Source organism: Thalassobacillus pellis (genome assembly GCF_016908295.1).
GTDB lineage: Bacteria > Bacillota > Bacilli > Bacillales > Halobacillaceae > Thalassobacillus > Thalassobacillus pellis.
Genome location: NZ_JAFBDO010000002.1, coordinates 31198 through 52279, shown reverse-complemented (window position 1 = coordinate 52279; position 21082 = coordinate 31198). Strand labels below are relative to the sequence as shown.

The following is a 21082-nucleotide window of genomic DNA, read 5'->3' as shown; positions in this document are numbered from 1 at the left end:
CCTAAACGTTGCAGTCATTCTTCTATAGAGCGAAACAACCTGCCGAGATGTCGAATCCTCCTTCTGGGATATAGGAATAATCCTACCTGCCTCCTAAAAAAAGAAAAAACACCTCAGAAATACCTCTGAAGTGTTTTTTCTATTGAGGGTTTTTTAGAAACCCAACGATTACAAATATGAAATTTAACCTCTGGAAACATACTTTCCATCAGCAGTATTAATAACAAGTACATCGCCTTCGTTTACAAAGAAGGGTACCTGAACGATCAGTCCAGTTTCAACGGTTGCTGGTTTTGTCCCTCCACTTGCAGTATCCCCTTTAATACCGGGCTCTGTTTCAGTAACTGTCAACTCTACATTGTTTGGAAGTTCTACACCGATGACTTCACCTTGGTAAGTCATAATGCTGACTTCCATGTTTTCTTTCAAGAATTTCAGTTCATTTTCAATTTGGTTTGTCTGCATCTCCAACTGTTCAAACGTGTTGGTATCCATGAATGTATGAGCATCCCCAGATGAGTACAAGTATTGCATTTTATTGTTTTCAATATGGGCACGCTCAACTTTTTCACCCGCACGGAATGTCTTTTCCTGAATATTACCATTTCGTAAGTTACGCAGCTTTGAACGGACAAATGCTGCTCCTTTTCCTGGTTTAACATGCTGGAAGTCCACGACCGACCAGATGTCCCCATCCACTTCAATCGTCAATCCTGTTTTGAAATCGTTAACTGAAATCATATCAATTTGCCTCCTGTTTAACTGGGTTATAACGTTATTAACTCTTTTGGCGACTTACTTAAGCGTTCATTGCCTGTTACTGTAATAAGTGCGTCATCTTCGATTCTGACGCCTCCAACCCCTGGCACATAAATACCTGGTTCTACTGTTACTACCATACCCGCTTCTAAAACTTTTTCATTTCGATAAGTTAGGCCAGGACCTTCATGGACATCAAGACCGATACCATGACCTGTTGAATGCCCGAAATAGTCTCCATAACCCTTTTCCTTGATGTAATCACGTGTCAGGTCATCGGCTTCTTTTCCGGTAATCCCTGCTTTTAGCCCATCCATACCTCTTAATTGTGCCTCAAGGACTGTATCATAGATCTTTTTCTGTTCTTCACCGATTTCACCAACTGCAACAGTCCTGGTAATATCAGAACAATAACCTTTATACAGCGCACCAAAATCCAATGTAACTAGTTCCCCGGATTGGATCTCTTTTTCAGATGCCACCCCATGAGGAAAAGCCGAACGAAGACCAGAGGCAACAATAATATCGAAACTCGACGATGAAGCTCCTTGTTTTCGCATGAAGAATTCCAGTTCATTGGCAACTTCGATTTCTTTTACCCCCGGCTTGATTACACCTAAAATATGATCAAATGCAGAGTCCGCGATCTTGATTGCATCCTTCAATATACTAATCTCTTCATCCGTCTTAATCAAGCGCAGCTTTTCCACTAGTCCAGCAACCGGTACAAGTTCAGCGCTTATGTGCTTTTCGTATTGCTGATAAACCCCGTATGTAAGGTGATCTTTTTCAAAACCAAGCTTCTGAATGCCGAGTTTGCTTACCTGTTCAGATATCGCTTCGATAATCGGCTTTTTATGTTCTACTATTTCAAATCCTTTTGCCTGTTCTCCAGCCTGCTCGGTATAACGGAAGTCAGTAATTAGAATAGATTTTTCTGCTGTTAGCAAAACAACCCCTGCTGAACCGGTAAAACCTGTTAAATACCGGCGGTTTTTATCATTAGTGACCAATAAACCATCCAGTTCCATGTCCTGGATACTTTGTCTGATTCCTCTCAACTTATCCATATTAACTACTCCCTTCGCTATCTGTTTCCTCCATTAATGCTAATGCAGCCAAACGGTATCCAGAAATACCGATCCCAACGATCTGCCCCCTGCAGACAGGTGCCAGCATAGAATGATGCCGGAATTCCTCACGAGCATGAACATTGGAAATATGGACTTCTATGACCGGGGCTTGAACAGCACTGATCGCATCTCGAAGGGCGATGCTTGTATGGGTATATGCTGCCGGGTTAAAGATGATCCCCTCATATTTCCCGTCTGCCTGCTGAATCAAGTCTACAAGCTCTCCTTCGTGGTTGGATTGGAATGCTTCCACTTCAAACCCTTTTTCGGCCGCTGTTTTTTTAACCAGATGAACAATTTCCTCAAGCGTCTGGTTACCGTATACCCCCGGTTCCCTTTTCCCTAACATGTTCAGGTTAGGACCATTCAATAACAACAAACGATTCATGGCTCTCTCTCCGCAACTTTCATAAAATGTTCACACAAATCAATCTTATCATAATCATTAATTTTTGCGTAATCATTTCGCTGTGGAGACATCTGTTTCTGTCTGATTAAAATCATGGTATTCATATGAAATGGAATACCCGACAAAAGCACCGTATAAAACAAAAAGGCAAATAGTTGTGACGATCGTATCACTGCTTAAATCTGTCAGAAAAGGAACGGCAGGGAAAATCGGGTTCAACAGATAAAAGACTAGTCCCCACAAAACTACTCCGAACAGGACAGCAGGCATAAGACCATTCATTTTTTTGAATAATGAAAAATACAATAAAGCAACCCCTATGGAAATTATACCGACACCAAAAATCGCCAGCACCTCTCCCAATAGTGAACTTGTCCACTCTGTCTGCCAGAATGAACGGAACAGGAATGATGCAGCCGAAACCTCCGTAAAGTTAAAATAGTAGGCTACTGCACCGAAGGTGCTCCATAAAACCCCTCCAACAAATCCGGTAAATAAAGCCTTGTTGAAAACGCTCACCGGCTTTTCTCTTTGATTTTGTTCAAGTCTTTTTTCATCCATGAATACCCACCTCCGTTCACTAGTTTTCCCCGGACAGCTAAAAAAATCCTATACGACTTGACTTTTGTATGAGTGGGTCGAAATTCCTCATAATAAGGAGAGCGGAATGTGCAAACTTTACGTAAAACATACTAGTGATACCTTGTTATTTGCTGTAAAATAAAAGAAAGAAAGTTTCTAAATTACAACACGAGGTTGGTGTTTGCATGACAGATAAGAAAACTGCCACATACGGGGGCCAGGCGGTTGTCGAAGGCGTGATGTTCGCCGGAAAAAGCAGCTACGTGACAGCTGTCCGTAGAAAAGATGAAAGTATTGAATATTTTGAAGTAGAAAGGAAAGAATCTAAAGTAGCGAATCGTCTTAAAAAGATTCCATTTTTAAGAGGGTTGGTTTCACTCATACAAGCGAGCGCAAACGGCACGAAACATTTAAACTTTTCAACAGAAAGATATGATGTGCACCCGGACGAAGATGAAAGTATCCAACAGGAGGAACAAACTTCCAAGCTGGCAATGATCCTTGGCGTCGGAGCACTCGGTGTCTTATCGTTCTTCTTTGGTAAGCTGATTTTTACAGTAACACCCGCCCTGGTTGCAGATTTATTCGAACCGATCATATCTTCAAGAGCTGGGCAAGTGGCATTGGAGAGCTTCTTTAAGCTCATTCTGCTCCTCGCATATATTTATTTTATTTCGTTGACACCGATCATTAAACGTGTTTTCCAATACCATGGAGCAGAACATATGGTCATCAACGCTTACGAGAGTGGTTCTCCTTTGACAGTTGAAGAGGTACAGAAACAATCACGCCTTCACTACCGATGTGGTTCAAGTTTCATTTTATTTACTGTCATCGTAGGCATGTTTGTGTATATGTTTGTTGCTACAGATCCATTGTGGTGGAGGATCGTCAACAGAATCTTTCTGATACCGGTGGTTATCGGAATTTCTTTTGAAGTATTGCAACTGACCAACAAGGTTCGAAATGTCCCAGGTCTTAAGGTACTGGGCTATCCTGGATTGTGGCTTCAGCTGCTTACGACAAAAGCACCAAAAGACGACCAGGTTGAAGTAGCCATACATTCTTTTAAAAAAGTGCTCGAAAATGATGAAAACCTTCGAAAAAGTGGTATAGAGAATAGTAGGGTGATCTCATAAGCGATTCAATCACAGAAGGGAGGAACAACTCACATGCCACGCAGTCGCATGATGCCTGTCATTTATGTTTTAATCGGTCTTGCTGTCGTAGGTGTCGTAACAAGGTTAGTCACTGACACCATGGGCTTTCTCACCAATATTCTGATAATGGTTGGTTTTGCAGCGGTATTATACCTCGTCATCAGCCGTTTTGTTTTGAAAAACAGGACCTCTGACGAGATGAAAAAGTATAAACAAGCTGTCAGACAATCGAAAATGAAATACAAGGGGAAACCAAGCAAACCAAAAAGCAGCCCTAAACCAGTTTATAACCCTTCCCCTATTGCAAATAAAAAGAAACGAAAAGCACAAGCAACGCACCTGCGCGTAATCGAAGGAAATAAAAACAAAAAGAAAAACCGAGCCTCATCCTGAATGCGGCTCGGTTTTCCTATTTTCTCCAATGACCTAAAAATTTCTCGGCATGCTCCCTGCCTAAATCGATCAATTGCTCTTTTTGTAAATCTGTCAATTTGAAATCGGTAGTATCAACTGACGTGACAGGGATGAAGATGATATCAGCCCGTTTCGCTTTGGAGATATACCTTGCATCGTGGGCTTGTTTCATTGTAGAGAATAAAGCATGAAACATTTCGATCGAATTGGTAATTTTCCGTTTAGGAAAATGGCTTGGAGGATTACTCAGCTTCATGCCGAGGATTGGCCTGATGCGTATCCCGTCTCTCTTTTCTAAAGCCCAGACAGGAAAATTACTTAGCAATCCTCCATCGACAATCAATGATTTCATCGAAAATTTCCCCTGTATTTTTACGGGCATAAAAAAGTATGGAAGTCCAGCACTCATCCTTACTGCCTTAGCGACAGGAAATCTATCAGGATCAATATTATAGTAGCTCTCTAAATCATCGGGAATTACAAGTATCCTCCCCAGTGTTAAGTCTGAACAAATAACCTTTAATGATCCATGAGGCAGGTCCCGAAATGTATAAACTCCCTTTGCCGCCAGTTGGTCATATAACCACCGTTCTAAGCGCTCTCCTTTATAAAGGCCCATTCTTATATATAGCAAAAGCCACTTGGAAAATGGAAGGATACGGTCCAGCATGGGAGGGTCTACGAAGGTTTCGAAGTCGAGCTGCCTAAGTACTTGCTCCAATTCATCAAGCTTGTAGCCGGCTGCCAGAAGACTGGCTGTGATTGCACCGGCAGAAGTTCCCGCCACACGTTTGAAGGAGTATCCTTTATTTTCGACTGCCTGCAAAGCTCCTACAAATGCAAGCGCCTTAACGCCTCCGCCTGAGAATACTCCATCAATCTTCATAAGCGCCCTCCTCATGATGTCGTTTGTTCATATATAGAAAGATGAGGAGGCTTATAGAACCAAAATCCTTCAATGGGTGCATGTCTATGAATAAAAAGACACACCTTTCAATAGGTGTGTCCTGTCACGATCATGATGTTTCCTTTTCGTTATTCTCCTGTACTTTTCTAAGTCCCTTCACTCGCGATTTGTCTTCCTCAAAATATTGAAGTAAATCACCGATTCTGTCGATGGAATTCCAGCTCAAATGGTGTTCAATACCTTCTACATCTTCGTATATTTTATCTTTGTCTACACCGATCGTTTCCAGAAACTGTTCTAGCAGTTCATGGCGGTATACAAGTCTTTTGCCGATCTTTTTACCTTTGGCGGTAAGTACAAATCCTCTATATTTTTCATAATTCAGGTATTGATCGCGATCTAATTTTTGAACCATTTTAGTCACGGAAGATGGGTGGACATTCAATGCCTCGGCTATATCAGAAACTCTTGCATAACCCTTATCTTCAATGAGCATATATATCTGTTCAATGTAATCCTCCATGCTAGGTGTCGGCATGCTAATCCCCCAATACTGTGCCATTTTGGTAACAGTTGTATTCATGAAAATGATACAACAGTTTGCAGCCTGTGACAAGAATCATCACGTGAAGTAACTGATGGTGCTATCGGGGAAAAACTCTTTGGTATAGGCTGAAATTGTATCCTTCAGTTTGTCTTGGGTTTCCGTGGGATATACATATTTTCCAATGCCGTACCTTCCCCACTTATATTTACGTTCTTCTTCATTCATTTCAAGCTTTGATTTGGGATAACGCTGTTCAATCACCCGTTTAGCGGGCTTTGTGAAACGATGCTGGATAAGTTCGAAGGTAAGATTCTCTTCGTCATAGTCAACATCCTTCAATTGGTCATGAAGCTTTTGAAACATCTGATAATATCCTTCTTCCCATCCATCATGAACATAAATAGGTGCTACGATAAAACCCGATGGATATCCCGCTGCTAACACCTTCTTCGCTGCTTCAATTCTAAGATCCAGCGGGGATGTACCCGGCTCCATATATTTAATAACAAAATCGGCATTTATACTGAACCTGAATCTTGTATGACCGTTATGTTCGGCATCAAGTAAATGATCAACGTAATGATATTTTGTCACAAACCTTAACCTTCCGTATTTCTGCTGGCCGATATACTCGACGGCTTTTTTCAAGGAATGCGTCAGATGGTCAATTCCAACAATATCTGAGGTACAAGCCGCTTCAAACCTTGTTAACTCTGGCTTTCTTTCATCCATATATTTTTTAGCCTGATCGAATATTTCTTCAAGATTTACATAGGTCCGTATATATGGCTTGCTCCCCAAAGTCGTCTGCAAGTAGCAATAATGACAATGACCCATGCATCCGGTAGCTAAAGGGATGGCATATTCGGCAGAAGGCTTGGAGGTATCAAATTCCAATGTCTTTCTGACGCCTATAGCCAGCGTGTTTTTGGCGTTTTTATATTTTTGAAACTCATTTGCTCCGGGAATCCCTCTAACCTGATTGTGAGAAGTTGTTTCCCTTATTTCAATCCCCATTTCCGAAAATTTGTCATGGAGAATTTTTCCTTGCTCAAATTCTAGTGCCCGGGGTTCTATATAAACCAGCTCAGGGATAAATGGCTTTATCATGACAGGTCTCCTTTTTCTTTTTAGTATGGGTTAAAACAAGGGAAGCGATTAATGGAAATTAAAAAAGCCCTGCAGGAAAATTTATAATCAAAAGGAGACGTTTAAAATTTGTTGTTGGTTCTCAGGAATCGCTTGCCGGCGGATGCTTGCCGCGGGCACAGTCTCTCGCTATTCGTGGAATTAACCATGATATAACCGTTAATCTTTATAAACTTTAACTGCCGCCAATATAAAAAGGGCTGTCCCATAAATCTGTAATTAGACTAATTGAGGCACCTTTTCTGTTTTATTGATAATGTAGCAAGTAGGGCAGGAAAACGATTCCCTTTCCACGGCGAAGATGGCAAGTCTCCTCTGACTTTGCTCCTGGGGGCATCGTCAGCCTTACCTCTCCCGTAGGAATCTCATCTTTTCCCTGCCCAGACCGGCAATCACAATGCAAAAAAATTCTTTTTTTACATACGAAAAAACCACGATGAAAATTAATTTCATCGTGGTTTTTCACTGATAAGCATAAACCGACCCTCGCCGTGACGCTCTTTATCACTCGAAGATCGGCTGCTTTTTTAAAAACACATTAAATAAACATTCCGTTTCCAGGGGCCTTGTATATTTCTGCAAGGCTTGTTTTGGCGTTTAAAGTCCACATTTTAGCTGGGCATTACAATTTGTACATGTGTTGCACCCGCCAATATCCTCTACTTTACCTTTACGGCATACTGGGCAAGTATTACCGACCTCAGAACCGATCGTGACATCCGTTTTGGTTAATTCCTGGACCGTATCCATCAACACAACACGAGGTTTCTTATCTTCATCAAATTCCAATTCGGTTTGTTCCCCTTCAAAGTCATTCTCTTCTGCCTTAAGGGTTAATACCTGAGAATCTCGGCTGCCATCGACGTAAACAGTTCCGCCTTTAGCACCGCCTCGATATAGGCGCTGATAAACACTTTCTACCTGTTCAACAGAATAGCCTTTTGGTGCATTGACCGTTTTAGAAATAGAGCTGTCCACCCAGCGCTGGATGACACATTGTGTGTCCGCATGGGCCTCTGGAGATAACCCCATTGCCGTTACAAACCAATCCGGCAGATTGTCGGGGTCCTGTTCCGGGTGTCCGTCAAGGTATTCCCGAACAATATCTGCTTTCACTTCGATAAATTTCCCTAAACGTCCACTTCGGTAATAGGAGAAGGAGAAATAAGGTTCCAATCCAGTAGATACCCCAACCATTGTTCCTGTACTTCCAGTCGGTGCCACAGTCAGTAGATGGGAGTTACGAATTCCATATTCCAAGATATCATTACGGATATCTTCTGGCATTTGTTTCATATAGCCGGTATTAATAAACTGCTCTCGCAAAGCTTTTGTGTCCTCATTGGTTTCCCCAATTAAAAACGGGAAGCTGCCTTTTTCTTTCGCCAATTCAACAGAGGCACGGTAAGCAGTAGTGGCAATCGTTTCAAAGATTTCATCGACTAGCGCATTACCCTCTTTTGAGCCATACTCTGTTTCACAATAAATCAATAAATCGTGAAGCCCCATTACACCTAGTCCGACACGACGCTCTCCAAGTGCCTGTTTCCTGTTTTCTTCAAGGAAATACGGGGTTGCATCGATAACATTATCCTGCAGACGCACTCCTGTTTCTACAGTCTGCTTCAATTTCTCATAGTTAATGGTTTTATTTTCCTTATCCGCCATAGCCGCAAGGTTGACTGCCGCAAGGTTACAGACAGAATAAGGAGCGAGCGGTTGTTCCAGATTGTTATCGTAAAGGCTTTTTATCCTTTACTTCTTACACTTCCTATTCGTGTAAGTTCAGCATATCTTTTCATTACCCCAGCATATACTGACTGTTTGGGTAACGCTCCGGCCTCGTGGGTGGATTATATTCTCGTAAGCTCCGAGGTTCACCACCTATGCGTTGCCCCTGACCGGCTTTTTACAGCCTGCCTTCGGTTCGGATTCCCTTCTCAGGGTTCCCGCTTTATTCCGGAGTTTTTAACGTGAGGCAAACTACGCTGCGCTACCACACGGATTTGTTGCTACAACTTTTTGGCCATAAGCAGTAGCATTCGTTTTGTCGTTGGCGTTATCGATGAAGAAAATACCAGGCTCGGCAGAATAAGTTGCACAGATATTAATCAGATTCCATAGCTCCTTCGCTCTCATCCTGCGATGAATGCGTACATCGTAACCTTTTGCCTCCCACTCTCTGACATCGCCTACTTGATGCCAATGCTCGTTATATTCTTTCATTTCTTCGGCGGAATAATTTTCGACATCAGGAAAACGGAGCTGATAGTATTCATCATTTTCAACTGCATCCATGAATTCCTTAGTGATACAAACAGAGATATTCGCACCAGTCAGGAAGTCGGAATTGTGGACGGTATACGTTCCTCCTGTTAACAGCTTCTCCTCTGCTTCGCGAATCGACTGCTCGGTAAACCCGCCATAACCAGGCATACTTTTATAATTTACAACACTTTGATACAAGTCACGTTCTGTTTCTGTCAAAGGAGTGAACTTCAATTTTTCCTGAGCGAGATGCTTTATTTGCTCGTCCTCTGTATTTTCAATAAGGAACCGGAGAATTCTCGGGTTCTGCATTTTTGAAATAATGAATTCCAAAACATCCGGGTGCCAATCGGCGAGCATAATCATTTGTGCGCCACGTCTAGACCCGCCTTGCTCAACGAGATGTGTCAGTTTTGCAATATCGTCGAGCCAGGAAACAGATCCGGAAGATTTACCATTCACCCCTCTGGCAAGTGCATTTCTTGGTCTGAGGGTTGATCCATTTGTTCCAACTCCGCCACCGCGTGACATGATTTCCATTACTTGTTTTCGATGATCAGAGATTCCTTCACGGGAATCCTGAACAAACGGCATGACATAACAGTTAAAGTAAGTGACGTCCGTGTTAGCTCCTGCCCCGTATAATACACGTCCAGCAGGAATGAAATTCAAATCTGACAGCTCCCGATAAAACTCTTTTTGCCAAGTTTCCTTTTTCTCAGGAGCTGTTTCCACAGCAGCCAAACCAGTTGCATTCCGCATGGCAATCTGCTCATAGAAAATTTCCAGCGGTTTATCAATTGTATCAAGGTTACGGGTGACCATTCCTGTTTCCCGCTCTTTTTCTTTATCAAGGACATTGACGAATTCCTGCTCAACTTTTACTTTTGCCTGCTTTTTTTCCCAGTCGATTGATTCAATGAACCCTAAACCTCTTGCTGGAAAATTAGGATCCTCTTTGACAGTCAATACGACAAAATCCCCTTCCCCTAGTGTCAAACGCTCAGTATCTTTAAAAGCATAACGATCGAGCATGACCAGCCGGGATACACCTTTATGGGAGATTTGCATATCTGATGTGATTTCATGTACTTGAGGGAATTGACGAATATCCTGATTGAGTCGTTCTACATTAATTTTGGTATGAGATTCGGCAACAGTCGACATTTGAATCTCTCCTTCACTATTTATTTTATCTCTGATTGATGGTATTCTTCTTGTTGTCGGTATTTTATTAATCTATAAGTAAGATACCACACTGAGAGAATCTTAATCAATATATTGTGTTTAAATTTATAAAAAAACACCAGATATTGTGTTCAGAACGAAAAGAAAGCAATTTGTCAATCATAAAATCCGGCAATAACAGTAGAGAAAGGGAGAAAACAGAAGATATCTCGGTAATTTAATCTCTATTCAACCTTTTTTATCATTTGCAATTTTCGACAAAAATAGCGCCTGTTTTCTAAATAGAATACGCAAAAAGTATTCGTATCTCACGCCTTCCGGGGTAAAAACATTTTGAAAAGTTATGCTATCATACATATAATAGAATAGGTAATAGAAAAAATGGGGGTATATGCTAGATGGAATTATTGATTGGATTAATTGTCATTTTAATTGCGTTCGGATTGTATAGATACTTTAAAGCGCGGAAAATAATGACCACTCTGACAGAAGACGAGTTTCGTCAAGGTTACCGGAAAGCTCAATTGATTGATATTCGGGAACCGAAGGAATTCAAAGGCGGTCACATTCTTGGTGCACGAAATATACCACTTTCCCAGATGAACCATCGATTGACTGAGCTTAGAAAGGATCAACCAATCTATTTGTACTGTCAAAGCGGTGCCAGGTCAGCCAGAGCTGCAATGCTTCTCCACAAAAAAGGCTACAGGGATATCAACCAGCTGAAAGGCGGCTTTAAACGCTGGGGCGGTAAAATAAAAACAGGATAAAAAATCTTTTGAGTGGCCAACTACTGGCCACTTTTTTAGGTAAAGAAAAAGGGTTCCTTAACCAGACGGTTAAAGAACCCTTTACTATATCTTTTTTATATTAACCTTCTTTAATATAACGTAAAACCGGTTTCCGTGCTGCTGTTGTTTCATCCATCCGCTTCACAATTGTGGTATGAGGCGCCTCCTGGACAATTTCCGGATCTTCTTTAGCCTCATTTGATATCTGTAGCATTGCCTCAATAAAAGCATCCAGTGTTTCTTTTGACTCTGTCTCAGTCGGCTCTACCATCAGCGCTTCTTCTACATTTAATGGGAAGTAGATAGTCGGTGGATGGTATCCGAAGTCAAGCAGTCTTTTGGCTATATCCAATGTCCTGACCCCTAGTTTTTTTTGGCGTTTACCAGAAATGACGAATTCATGCTTACAATGCTGCGTAAATGGCAATTCATACTCTTCCTGTAAGCGCCGCATCATATAATTGGCATTCAACACTGCATATTCACTAACCTTTTTAAGCCCCTCTGCCCCCATAGTACGGATGTAGGTGTAAGCCCGTACGTTGATGCCAAAGTTTCCATAATAGGGTTTTACTCTGCCAATTGATTTAGGACATTCATAATCAAATACAAACTTATCACCTTTCTTTGCTAGCAACGGTTTCGGAAGGTACGGCACCATTTCCTCTGTAACACCTACCGGGCCGGAACCGGGACCGCCGCCGCCATGGGGTCCTGTAAAGGTCTTGTGCAGATTAAGATGGACGACATCAAAGCCCATGTCCCCTGGACGGGCATATCCTAGAATGGCATTCAGATTGGCTCCATCATAGTAAAGCTTTCCTCCAGCTTCATGAATGATTTCTGCCATTTCCAGAATATGTTCTTCAAATAAACCAAGTGTATTTGGATTTGTCAGCATCAGGGCAGCCGTATCATCTCCGACTACTCTTTTTAAATCTTCTAAATCAACGAGACCATGCTCATCCGATTTAACGGTAACTGCTTCAAAACCCGCAACAGTAGCTGAGGCCGGGTTTGTCCCATGGGCAGAATCAGGAACAATAACCTTCGTTCGATTATAGTCGCCATTTTCCTCATGAAAAGCACGAATCATCATCAAACCGGTCCATTCGCCATGCGCGCCTGCAGCCGGTTGCAGGGTGACAGTATGCATTCCAGTAATGGAAGCTAATGTCGTCTGCAAATCATACAACAATCCCATTGCCCCCTGGACACTTTCTTCCGGCTGGTGAGGGTGGATATGACTAAATCCAGTCAAACGTGCTACATCTTCATTCATCTTTGGGTTATATTTCATCGTACAGGAACCTAGTGGATAGAAACCAGAATCCACACCATGGTTCCGCTTCGACAGAGCGGTGTAATGGCGCATAATCTGCAATTCGCTAACTTCCGGCAAGTCAGCTGCCTCTTTACGTACATACACATCGTCCATTGGCAATTCAACTTCTGGTACATCCATTTCCGGAAGACTGAAACCAGTCCGGCTCTCTTGACTAAGCTCAAATATTAACGGAAAGTCTTGGTTAGCCATGTATATCCCCCAATTCTTTTACGAAATTATCCATTTCTTCTTTCGTGCGGATTTCCGTTACCGCAATCAGCATATGGCCTTCAAGCTCAGCATAATCCTGACCAAGATCATAACCTCCGATAATCCCCTTTTCCAACAGACGGCGATTAGCGGACTGGATATCCGTGTCCAGTTTTACGACGAGTTCATTATAAAATGCACCATCAAATGGAACCTGTATGTTTTGGTTTTTTAGCGCCTGCTTCATATAAGCTGTTTTCTGTATGTTGATCCATGACATCTTCTTAAGCCCCTGTTTGCCTAATGATGACATAGCAACAGAAGAGGCGAGAGCATTTAAAGCCTGATTCGAGCAAATATTGGAAGTCGCCTTGTCCCTCCGGATGTGCTGTTCTCTTGCTTGTAGTGTCAATACAAATCCACGTCTGCCTTCTTCATCAGTCGTTTGCCCGACCAGTCTGCCAGGCACTTTCCGCATCAGTTTCTTCGATGTCGCGAAATATCCACAATGCGGGCCGCCAAACTGTGCAGGAATACCGAATACCTGAGCATCCCCGACAACAATATCTGCACCGAATTCACCGGGGGGTGTCAGGTAACCAAGTGCAAGAGGATTACTCGATACAATCATCATTGCTTTCTTCTGTTCAGCCAGGATTTCTTTCACTTTATCCAGAGGCTCAATTTGCCCGAAGAAGTTCGGATATTGAATGACGACTCCTGCCGTATCCTCATCAATCTCCGCTTCAAGCGCTTCTAGATCTGTTAGTCCATCTTTGTGCCCGATTTCAACTATTTCAACTCCCGGGCCATTCGCATAAGCCTGAATGACCGCCCTTGATTCAGGATGGACTGTTTTAGAAACGATAACTTTCTTTTTCTTAGTCGTGCCTGCGCTCAAATTAACAGCTTCTGCAAGTGCAGTCCCTCCGTCATACATAGATGAATTTGCTACATCCATTGCTGTCAATTCACATATCATCGTCTGGAATTCAAATATCGCCTGTAATTCCCCTTGAGAGATTTCCGGCTGATATGGTGTGTATGCCGTGTAAAATTCAGATCGGGAAATGACATGGTCAACGATGGAAGGGATATAATGATCATATACTCCAGCCCCTAGGAAGGATGTATGGGATTTAGTATTGACATTCTTATCAGCCATCTGTGTCAATTCTTTCATGAGAGAAAACTCATTTGCCGGCGGCTTAATATCCAATTCCCCTTTAAAACGTACTTTTTCAGGAATATCGGCAAACAGTTCATCGGTGTGTTTGATACCAATCGTATCCAGCATTTCTTGTTTGTCTCTTTCAGTCATAGGCAAGTATCGAAATTCCATATGCTACTTCCACCCTTTCCTTTATCCACGCTTGTAAAATGGTGTTTTAACAACTACAGCTTTCAATTGGCGCTTTCTCACTTGGACTGTTACTTCTGTACCCAACTCCGTATATTCTTTGTTAAGCAGAGCCAGTCCAACATTTTTGCCAAGAGTCGGTGACTGGGTTCCGGTGGTCACAAATCCAATTTCCTTATCGCCATCCAGAACTTTATAGTCCGTACGCGGAATACCTTTATCAATCATTTCAATGCCGACAAGCTTACGCTCCAGACCCTCTTCCTTCTGTTGTACCAACGCTTCCTTGCCGATAAAATCAGCCTCTTTCTTCAGTTTAACCGCAAAGGAAAGTCCTGCCTCAAGCGGAGAAATCTCCGGGGACAATTCCTGTCCATATAATGCCAGGTTCGCTTCAAATCGCAAAGTATCCCTTGCTCCTAATCCGATAGGCTTAGCGCCTTCCGGTTCACCTGCTTCAAGGATTTTTCTCCAAAGAACGGGACCAGATGTTTTAGGAAGATAGATTTCAAAACCATCTTCCCCCGTGTAACCTGTACGGGATACGATAGCTTGATCATCGATTCCTTTGAAACTGACAGGAGACTCAAAACGGAAAAATTTGATTGTGGAAAGGTCAGTATCCGTCAATTTTTGCAAGATACGTTCTGCTTTTGGTCCTTGAAGGGCAAGCTGCACATAGTCATCTGATTTGTTCGTGATGGATACTCTTTCATCTTCATGCTTCTTAAGCCAGTCAAAATCCTTTTCAATATTGGCTGCATTAACAACTAACAGGTATTTTTCTTCTTCAAGCATATAAACAATCAAGTCGTCCACAGTACCGCCATTTTCATAGCACATAATAGTATACTGTGCTTTTTTTGGTTCGAGCTTGGAAACATCATTAGTGAGCATCTTTTGAAGAAACTTTTCACTTTCAGGTCCTTCTACCAAGATTTCTCCCATATGAGAGACATCGAATAACCCGGCGTCCGTACGTGTAGCTTCATGTTCTTCTTTAATACTTGAAAACTGTACTGGCAGATCCCAGCCGCCAAAGTCGATCGTTTTTGCGCCGTGTTTCTCATACTCTTCATATAAAGGTGTACGTTTTACTTCTGACATCCAATCACTCCCAATTCTTGATTTTGTAAGACAAAAAAAGACAGAAATCCCACCGTTACGTTCAAGGGATCTCTGTCCATTCACCAGAAAGTTTCACCTGTCAGGATCTAATCGCCCATAGACAAGGTTTGCTTCTTGGGTGGTTTACTAATGTAAACACTCTCCAGAGTTGCGTCACACAGAGGTCTTTTTGCCTGAGAGATTCACATGCTGTATGCTTGCTCCTTCGGCGCTACCAGGTAGTCTCTCCCCCTGCAGTCATTCGCAGTTGTATAATCTTTTCAATTGGGCATACTAACAAAAAAGATGTGAAAAATCTGTCACATTACCAATCATATTATAGCATATGGGCGATAAGGATTGAAAAGATAATTTTATAGGCTGATGTTATATAAAAAACAGGAGGGAACCGTCAAATGGAAGTGATTCGGGATGAGACATTCGGAGAACAATTAGCAGAACAGGTTTCCAACCCGGAGTCAATTTGCAGCTGGGAAAAATTCAAACTTGCTTATCAGGCGGCAGAGGACGCAACGGTCCCATCCTTTGAAGGACTTGTTGCATTAAGCCATCTTCCTCACCTTGAACTCTTACCGCACCAGAGAGATGCTGCTGAGGATATCATACACCGTATGCAAGGCCGGGCGATTCTTGCAGATGAGGTTGGACTCGGAAAGACAATAGAAGCTGGTCTTGTGTTAAAAGAATATATGATTCGCGGTATGGTTAGCAAAGTTTTAATTCTTACCCCAGCTTCACTCGTCAACCAATGGGTTACGGAACTCTATGAAAAGTTTCTTATACAGGCATATGCTCCCAGAAAGAAGCCTGCATGGAAAGAAGCCAACATAATCGTCACGTCGATTGATATGGCTAAAAGGGAACCGCACAACCGGGAAATACTGGATACTGCTTATGACCTTGTGATTATCGATGAAGCGCATAAATTAAAAAATCCAGCAACTAAAAACTTTCAATTCGTCAAAGAGCTGCAGAAAAAATACTGCCTGCTATTGACAGCCACCCCTATTCAAAATAAGATCACTGACATATTCAATCTTGTTTCCATTTTAAAGCCAGGATACCTGGGCGATTTATCGTCTTTTAAAAAGCAGTATGGTAAAAAGCTGGGTAATATGGAAGGGAATGTACATTTAAAGCAACTGGTGAATAATGTTATGATCCGTAATCGCAGGGAAGACACCGGTCTTTCTGACACAAAACGGATGGTGAAAACGGAATGGATCCAATTCACTGAAGAAGAACAACAGGTATACAATCAGCTGGAAAATATTAAAGGTACACATCCTTCCTTCACATATCTGACGCTTGCTAAAGAACTCTGTTCTTCCAGAGAAGCATGTTATATGTCCAGCAAACAGATGCTTGAAAAGATTGATGCTAATGAAAATGCAATCCATCTGAAGAATTTACTAGAAGGAATTGAACAGCTTCCCCATCATGCCAAAGCACAAAAAATGGTCGAAATCATTCAGCAAACGGATGAAAAGTTCATCGTTTTCACCGAATATCGAGCAAGTCAATTATACTTACAATGGTATTTGCAGCAGCATGGAATATCTTCCGTCCCATTCCGTGGGGGATTCAAACGGGGTAAAAAGGATTGGATGAAACAATTGTTCCGCGATCATGCACAGGTGATGATTGCAACCGAGGCAGCCGGCGAGGGGATAAACCTGCAATTCTGCCGAAATATGATCAATTATGACCTTCCATGGAACCCAATGCGATTGGAACAGCGTATCGGCCGTATCCATAGATTTGGCCAGAAACAAGATGTAAAAATTTATAACTTCGCTATCCGAAACACTATCGAAGAACACATCATGAATATGTTATATGACAAAATTCAATTGTTTGAAAATGCTATTGGAGAGTTGGATCATATACTGGAACAATTGGACATCAAAGATTTAGGCATGGAAGTGGAAGCAATCATGTCAGAGTCTACAAGCCACGGAGAAGCAAAGATTAAGCTGGACAATCTGACATCTGTCATTTCCAATACAAAAAGCCAATGGAGGTCATCCTCATGAGCGAAGCAGTACAGCATTACCAATTCATAAAGACTTTTTTTCAAGAATACGGGTGTCCGATTGTAGAAGATAATAGCGGCAGACTGGTCATCCAATTAACAGATGAAATGGATGAAGCGTTAATGAACAGACCTTTTTATTGGCACTATATTAAGAAAATGGGACGGCAAGGAGACCCGATGTCGCTTACTTTAATAACTGACCCGTCTTTGAGGGAAGAAAAAGGGGAATATATCCATTCAGGCGCACCTAGACTCCGCCAATTTTATCAATATCTGCTTGAAAATAATAAATACACGAAACTGTATGAAACAGTAAACCATTCACCTATACATGCCCCAATGATTCCCTGGCTTGTAGTTAATGTTAAAGTGCATTATTTTGGCAAACAGAAAAAGGATGAAACACACTCGGTCGGATTGAACCTCATTCATGGAACCATACTTTCCCCAGCTATGGAGAAATTAGAAAACATCGAGTTCGAACCGACCATTTCCGATTATACTTTTCCGATGACCCCATTGATTAAAGTGGCAAGTGGCTACCGAAGAATCCTTCGGTTTATTGAAGAGCATATCGAGGCACAGGACAAAACCTGGGTGCAAGAAACTTTAGTAGCCAGAGAAAAAGAAAGAAAATTAATTGAGGCATTCTTCACAGATAAGGATAACGAAGCAGAACGCCGCCAGCTGGAGAAAGAATTGGAAGATTTAATGGGACGCTTTACTCCACGCGTTACGATTGAGGTTATAAATGGCGGAATGTTCTATCTTACACAGGAAACTGCAAACACAATGATAAGTCATGAAAAAACTGCCCTCAAACGGACATGATTCCGCATTGAGGGCAGTTGTCATTTATTTTTACGAAATAGCATCTTTGCTGCCATTGGCAATATTCCAAACAATGTATGCTGCCTGGTATACCTTCCTTTTTGAGACTTACGCTTCACTTTCTCTTCTTTGGTAAGATTCATATAACGTACTAGTTCCTGGGTAACAAATTTCACATAATCATTCCCGGACATCCCAATCACTCCTGAATCATGGTTGTCCCTATTATGACCAGCAGAGCTTATTTCAATACATGGGTGATTTCATCAGCTATTGTTTCCGGTGATTTCCCATTGACTGATACCGCTACATCCGCTGTTTGTTTATACACGGTCTGGCGTGCATCAAATAAGTCCTTTTTAGCTTTAGCATCGGAATTGTTCCACAGTGGGCGCCCACTATTTCCTTGAAGTCTTTGGACAATTTCTTCCCAGTCAGCTTCCAAAAACACAACTGTCCCTTTTTTGAGAAGTTCCCTGTTTTCATTCCTCATAGGTACACCCCCGCCAGTAGAAACAATTAAGCCTGTTTCCGGAATATTTTGCAGTAATTCGGATTCTAGGAGGCGGAAGTGGGTTTCACCGAACTGCTCGAATATTTCCGGTATTTTCATGGATTGCTGTTTTTCAATTTCTTCATCCATTTCCAAACGCTTCATCGACAGCTTTTCAGATAAAATTTCCGCAACTGTTGTTTTTCCACTTCCCATAAAACCTATTAAGAAAATTGTCTTCAATTCTTTCACTCCTAATTTTTTAAAAATATTTGCAGGATTTTTCAATTTAATGTCGAATTATGTATCTTATAACTAATAAGTGAGGTGATATATGTAAGTGAAGACGTCCACTGCTACTCTTTCCACCCAGTTACTCATTTCCGCTATCCAATCCACAGCATCTGACATCCATTTCTCTCCATACCACCACAATGTAGATATCCACTTCCGTATCCATGGCAGACGAATATTCCATTCATCCATCACTAATCCAGTTTACGCTAAATTGTTATCTTACTACAAGTTTACATCCGGAATGGACATTGGAGAAATAAAAAAGCCACAGGATGGCTCGATTTCATTTCGGAATCAAGGTGAATTATATGCATTGCGATTATCAACCCTTCCTATAAAGGAAAACGAAAGCCTTGCCATCCGTATTCTCCCCCAAAGCGACATGCTTTCCCTTGATAAGCTCTTCCTTTTTCCCTCTCAGTATAATCACATTCAATCATGGCTCAACCATCAGAGCGGAATCATTCTCTTTACCGGGCCGACCGGCTGCGGAAAATCTACAACTTTGTATGCACTGCTGCAGGCGCTCATCGGGACCCACTCGTACCAGGCGATAACACTGGAAGATCCGATTGAAAAGAATTTGGAAAACATAATTCAGGTCCAAGTGAATGAACGTGCCGGTGTCAGCTATGATGCCGGGTTGAAAGCAGCCCTCCGCCATGACCCCGATCTGATTATGGTGGGAGAAATCAGAGATAAACAAACAGCGCATTTCGCTTTCCATGCTGCCCAGACAGGCCACCTTGTGCTGTCGAGTCTCCATGCAAAAGATGCTATAGGAACAATTCTAAGGTTAAAGGAGATGGGAATTAAAACCATCGACCTGGAACAAACACTGTTGTCTGTAGCTTCCCAACGCCTCCTCCCCCTTCAATGTGCCACTCATTTACCACAAAGAGCAGCTATTCTTGAGCTTTTAGACGGCGACACACTCTCCTACGCAATTAAGCACCATTCACTCCCCGATAATTATCCATTTCAATCATTCGATCATTTAAGGAGAAAAGCTTATGCGTACGGTTTTATTGCTGAAAAAGAGGTTATTTGAAAAAGTTGGATGGCAAGGGATTCCACAAAAAACACAGCTTCTTTTTATGAAACGTACCAGTCATTTGCTGGCAAAAGGGTATTCTTTATCAGAAGCCTTAGATATGCTTTCGTGGGATGCGCAGTTTCGGGACATAACGGAATCAATGCTCATTGAACTCCGTAAGGGGAATACAGTTGACGAAGCTGTCAAACAGGCTGGCTTTTCAGACAGAATAGTTTCCTTTCTTTTTTTCGCCAGAATCCATCGTAATTTGGACCAGGTTTTCCAGCAATGCAGCAATATGATTTTTCTTGAACATGAATATATACACAAATTCAGACAGATACTTCGATACCCGATGTTTTTAAGTTTTTTTCTCGTGATAATGTTGTTTATTGTCGACCAGACCATATTTCCTTCTTTTACCTCCCTGCTTAAGAACAATGGCCATTTACCCCTGTTTTTTACTGCCGCAGTCCACTTTGTCGACATCCTGTTGCTTATGTTAAATATAACCTTAGTCTCCTTGCTGGCAGGTGTGATTATCTGGATCGCCAAAAAAGACTCGCTCCCACTATTTCGTCGGCTCCAGCTATATGAGAAAACCCCTTTATTGAAAGATTACCAGCAATTGAAAGTCACTTTCTTATTCGCTACCCACTTCCATTCCCTGCTCGCTACAGGAATTTCTTTACAGGAGGCACTTCAGTTAATGGAAAAACAGGACCATTACCCGATACTTTCCTATTATGCTTCTCTCATGCTGGAGAGTCTGAGTCAAGGAGCAAGTCTTGCCCAATCCATTCAGCAATGCAACCTTCTTCGTGCTGAGCTTACCACTTTGTTTCATAAAAATGCAGATATGACTTTATTGACAAGAGACTTGGCAATGCTCGCAGATATACTGACAGAAATGACCAAAGACAAGCTGAATAAGATCTTAGGGATAATACAACCTTTATTTTTTATAATGATTGCAGGTGTAATATTGTTTATTTATGGATCAATCATGCTGCCGATGTATGAATGGATGGAAAACATTTAGAAGGGAAACCACA

Annotated in this window: 19 protein-coding genes, 2 pseudogenes and 2 riboswitches; of the genes and pseudogenes, 7 read left to right on the top strand and 14 right to left on the bottom strand. The window is 41.9% G+C overall.

Features of this window, described 5'->3' with window-relative positions; translation table 11 throughout:
• Nucleotides 1-183: 183 nt before the first annotated feature.
• The 4 genes from efp to JOC33_RS06025 all read right to left on the bottom strand — a co-directional run bounded on the left by efp (nt 184) and on the right by JOC33_RS06025 (nt 2862).
• Nucleotides 184-741, bottom strand: a complete 558-nt coding sequence (gene efp, locus JOC33_RS06040; RefSeq protein ID WP_205091613.1) for an elongation factor P — start codon at nt 739-741, stop codon at nt 184-186.
• Between the two features lie 26 nt (nt 742-767).
• On the bottom strand, nt 768-1829 hold the full coding sequence (locus JOC33_RS06035; RefSeq protein ID WP_205091612.1) for a M24 family metallopeptidase: 1062 nt from the start codon (nt 1827-1829) through the stop codon (nt 768-770).
• A 1-nt stretch (nt 1830) separates the two neighbouring features.
• Nucleotides 1831-2280, bottom strand: coding sequence for a type II 3-dehydroquinate dehydratase (gene aroQ, locus JOC33_RS06030; RefSeq protein WP_205091611.1), 450 nt, complete (start codon nt 2278-2280; stop codon nt 1831-1833).
• Between the two features lie 72 nt (nt 2281-2352).
• Entirely contained in the window at nt 2353-2862 is a 510-nt protein-coding gene (locus JOC33_RS06025) for a YqhR family membrane protein (RefSeq protein ID WP_205091610.1), read from the bottom strand.
• 206 nt (nt 2863-3068) lie between these two features.
• Between JOC33_RS06025 and JOC33_RS06020 the strand changes: the two genes are divergently transcribed.
• Both JOC33_RS06020 and JOC33_RS06015 read left to right on the top strand, forming a co-directional pair.
• A complete protein-coding gene (locus JOC33_RS06020) occupies nt 3069-4022 on the top strand; it encodes a DUF1385 domain-containing protein (RefSeq protein WP_205091609.1) in 954 nt (317 codons plus the stop codon).
• 33 nt (nt 4023-4055) lie between these two features.
• Nucleotides 4056-4436: an SA1362 family protein gene (locus JOC33_RS06015; protein WP_205091608.1), complete on the top strand. Its 381-nt coding sequence runs from the start codon at nt 4056-4058 to the stop codon at nt 4434-4436.
• A gap of 16 nt (nt 4437-4452) precedes the next feature.
• Here JOC33_RS06015 and JOC33_RS06010 read toward each other — a convergent pair whose 3' ends face one another.
• The 5 genes and pseudogenes from JOC33_RS06010 to JOC33_RS05990 all read right to left on the bottom strand — a co-directional run.
• Nucleotides 4453-5343, bottom strand: coding sequence for a patatin-like phospholipase family protein (locus JOC33_RS06010; RefSeq protein ID WP_205091607.1), 891 nt, complete (start codon nt 5341-5343; stop codon nt 4453-4455).
• A 130-nt stretch (nt 5344-5473) separates the two neighbouring features.
• Complete coding sequence (gene mntR / locus JOC33_RS06005; RefSeq protein WP_205091606.1) at nt 5474-5902, bottom strand: transcriptional regulator MntR; 429 nt, start codon at nt 5900-5902, stop codon at nt 5474-5476.
• 84 nt (nt 5903-5986) lie between these two features.
• Complete coding sequence (gene splB / locus JOC33_RS06000; protein ID WP_205091605.1) at nt 5987-7021, bottom strand: spore photoproduct lyase; 1035 nt, start codon at nt 7019-7021, stop codon at nt 5987-5989.
• A 636-nt stretch (nt 7022-7657) separates the two neighbouring features.
• Nucleotides 7658-8785, bottom strand: a pseudogene (locus JOC33_RS05995) (vitamin B12-dependent ribonucleotide reductase); the annotation flags it as partial.
• A gap of 270 nt (nt 8786-9055) precedes the next feature.
• Nucleotides 9056-10495: pseudogene (locus JOC33_RS05990) on the bottom strand (vitamin B12-dependent ribonucleotide reductase); the annotation flags it as partial.
• A 419-nt stretch (nt 10496-10914) separates the two neighbouring features.
• Between JOC33_RS05990 and JOC33_RS05985 the strand changes: the two are divergent.
• Nucleotides 10915-11286, top strand: coding sequence for a rhodanese-like domain-containing protein (locus JOC33_RS05985; RefSeq protein WP_205091603.1), 372 nt, complete (start codon nt 10915-10917; stop codon nt 11284-11286).
• Between the two features lie 100 nt (nt 11287-11386).
• On the opposite strand, the gene gcvPB is transcribed toward JOC33_RS05985, so the two are convergent.
• Genes gcvPB through gcvT form a run of 3 tightly spaced genes read right to left on the bottom strand, consistent with a single transcriptional unit; the run spans nt 11387 to nt 15311 of the window.
• Nucleotides 11387-12844: an aminomethyl-transferring glycine dehydrogenase subunit GcvPB gene (gcvPB, locus tag JOC33_RS05980; RefSeq protein ID WP_205091602.1), complete on the bottom strand. Its 1458-nt coding sequence runs from the start codon at nt 12842-12844 to the stop codon at nt 11387-11389.
• The gene (gcvPA, locus tag JOC33_RS05975; RefSeq protein WP_205091601.1) at nt 12837-14186 is read right to left on the bottom strand and encodes an aminomethyl-transferring glycine dehydrogenase subunit GcvPA; all 1350 of its coding nucleotides are present in this window, start codon (nt 14184-14186) and stop codon (nt 12837-12839) included. The genes gcvPB and gcvPA overlap by 8 nt, the downstream gene beginning before the upstream one ends.
• A gap of 21 nt (nt 14187-14207) precedes the next feature.
• Nucleotides 14208-15311 carry a glycine cleavage system aminomethyltransferase GcvT gene (gcvT, locus tag JOC33_RS05970; RefSeq protein ID WP_205091600.1) on the bottom strand — a complete coding sequence of 368 codons (1104 nt, stop codon included), beginning with the start codon at nt 15309-15311 and terminating at the stop codon, nt 14208-14210.
• 70 nt (nt 15312-15381) lie between these two features.
• Nucleotides 15382-15480, bottom strand: a riboswitch (glycine riboswitch).
• 3 nt (nt 15481-15483) lie between these two features.
• A riboswitch (glycine riboswitch) is annotated at nt 15484-15573 on the bottom strand.
• A 154-nt stretch (nt 15574-15727) separates the two neighbouring features.
• Between gcvT and JOC33_RS05965 the strand changes: the two genes are divergently transcribed.
• Both JOC33_RS05965 and JOC33_RS05960 read left to right on the top strand, forming a co-directional pair.
• On the top strand, nt 15728-17368 hold the full coding sequence (locus tag JOC33_RS05965) for a DEAD/DEAH box helicase (RefSeq protein ID WP_205091599.1): 1641 nt from the start codon (nt 15728-15730) through the stop codon (nt 17366-17368).
• Nucleotides 17365-18201: a YqhG family protein gene (locus tag JOC33_RS05960; RefSeq protein ID WP_205091598.1), complete on the top strand. Its 837-nt coding sequence runs from the start codon at nt 17365-17367 to the stop codon at nt 18199-18201. Before JOC33_RS05965 ends, JOC33_RS05960 begins: the two co-directional genes overlap by 4 nt.
• A gap of 20 nt (nt 18202-18221) precedes the next feature.
• On the opposite strand, the gene JOC33_RS05955 is transcribed toward JOC33_RS05960, so the two are convergent.
• Both JOC33_RS05955 and JOC33_RS05950 read right to left on the bottom strand, forming a co-directional pair.
• Complete coding sequence (locus JOC33_RS05955; RefSeq protein WP_205091597.1) at nt 18222-18395, bottom strand: YqzE family protein; 174 nt, start codon at nt 18393-18395, stop codon at nt 18222-18224.
• Nucleotides 18396-18442: 47 nt separating this feature from the next.
• The gene (locus JOC33_RS05950) at nt 18443-18937 is read right to left on the bottom strand and encodes a shikimate kinase (protein WP_239534046.1); all 495 of its coding nucleotides are present in this window, start codon (nt 18935-18937) and stop codon (nt 18443-18445) included.
• Between the two features lie 97 nt (nt 18938-19034).
• Between JOC33_RS05950 and comGA the strand changes: the two genes are divergently transcribed.
• On the top strand, nt 19035-20042 hold the full coding sequence (gene comGA / locus JOC33_RS05945; protein WP_205091596.1) for a competence type IV pilus ATPase ComGA: 1008 nt from the start codon (nt 19035-19037) through the stop codon (nt 20040-20042).
• Nucleotides 20005-21069 (top strand): type II secretion system F family protein, encoded by a 1065-nt coding sequence (locus tag JOC33_RS05940; protein ID WP_205091595.1) that lies wholly within the window; start codon nt 20005-20007, stop codon nt 21067-21069. The genes comGA and JOC33_RS05940 overlap by 38 nt, the downstream gene beginning before the upstream one ends.
• Nucleotides 21070-21082: the final 13 nt, after the last annotated feature.

Bases quoted from the DNA above. Each gene is read 5' to 3' on its own strand.
- gcvPA (WP_205091601.1), bottom strand. From the start codon at position 14,186: ATGGAATTTCGATACTTGCCTATGACTGAAAGAGACAAACAAGAAATG.
- JOC33_RS06035 (WP_205091612.1), bottom strand. From the start codon at position 1,829: ATGGATAAGTTGAGAGGAATCAGACAAAGTATCCAGGACATGGAACTG.
- mntR (WP_205091606.1), bottom strand. From the start codon at position 5,902: ATGCCGACACCTAGCATGGAGGATTACATTGAACAGATATATATGCTC.
- JOC33_RS06025 (WP_205091610.1), bottom strand. From the start codon at position 2,862: ATGGATGAAAAAAGACTTGAACAAAATCAAAGAGAAAAGCCGGTGAGC.
- JOC33_RS05960 (WP_205091598.1), top strand. From the start codon at position 17,365: ATGAGCGAAGCAGTACAGCATTACCAATTCATAAAGACTTTTTTTCAA.
- efp (WP_205091613.1), bottom strand. From the start codon at position 741: ATGATTTCAGTTAACGATTTCAAAACAGGATTGACGATTGAAGTGGAT.
- aroQ (WP_205091611.1), bottom strand. From the start codon at position 2,280: ATGAATCGTTTGTTGTTATTGAATGGTCCTAACCTGAACATGTTAGGG.
- JOC33_RS05955 (WP_205091597.1), bottom strand. From the start codon at position 18,395: ATGTCCGGGAATGATTATGTGAAATTTGTTACCCAGGAACTAGTACGT.
- splB (WP_205091605.1), bottom strand. From the start codon at position 7,021: ATGATAAAGCCATTTATCCCTGAGCTGGTTTATATAGAACCCCGGGCA.
- gcvPB (WP_205091602.1), bottom strand. From the start codon at position 12,844: ATGGCTAACCAAGACTTTCCGTTAATATTTGAGCTTAGTCAAGAGAGC.
- JOC33_RS06015 (WP_205091608.1), top strand. From the start codon at position 4,056: ATGCCACGCAGTCGCATGATGCCTGTCATTTATGTTTTAATCGGTCTT.
- JOC33_RS05965 (WP_205091599.1), top strand. From the start codon at position 15,728: ATGGAAGTGATTCGGGATGAGACATTCGGAGAACAATTAGCAGAACAG.
- JOC33_RS05985 (WP_205091603.1), top strand. From the start codon at position 10,915: ATGGAATTATTGATTGGATTAATTGTCATTTTAATTGCGTTCGGATTG.
- JOC33_RS06010 (WP_205091607.1), bottom strand. From the start codon at position 5,343: ATGAAGATTGATGGAGTATTCTCAGGCGGAGGCGTTAAGGCGCTTGCA.
- JOC33_RS05940 (WP_205091595.1), top strand. From the start codon at position 20,005: ATGCGTACGGTTTTATTGCTGAAAAAGAGGTTATTTGAAAAAGTTGGA.
- JOC33_RS06020 (WP_205091609.1), top strand. From the start codon at position 3,069: ATGACAGATAAGAAAACTGCCACATACGGGGGCCAGGCGGTTGTCGAA.
- gcvT (WP_205091600.1), bottom strand. From the start codon at position 15,311: ATGTCAGAAGTAAAACGTACACCTTTATATGAAGAGTATGAGAAACAC.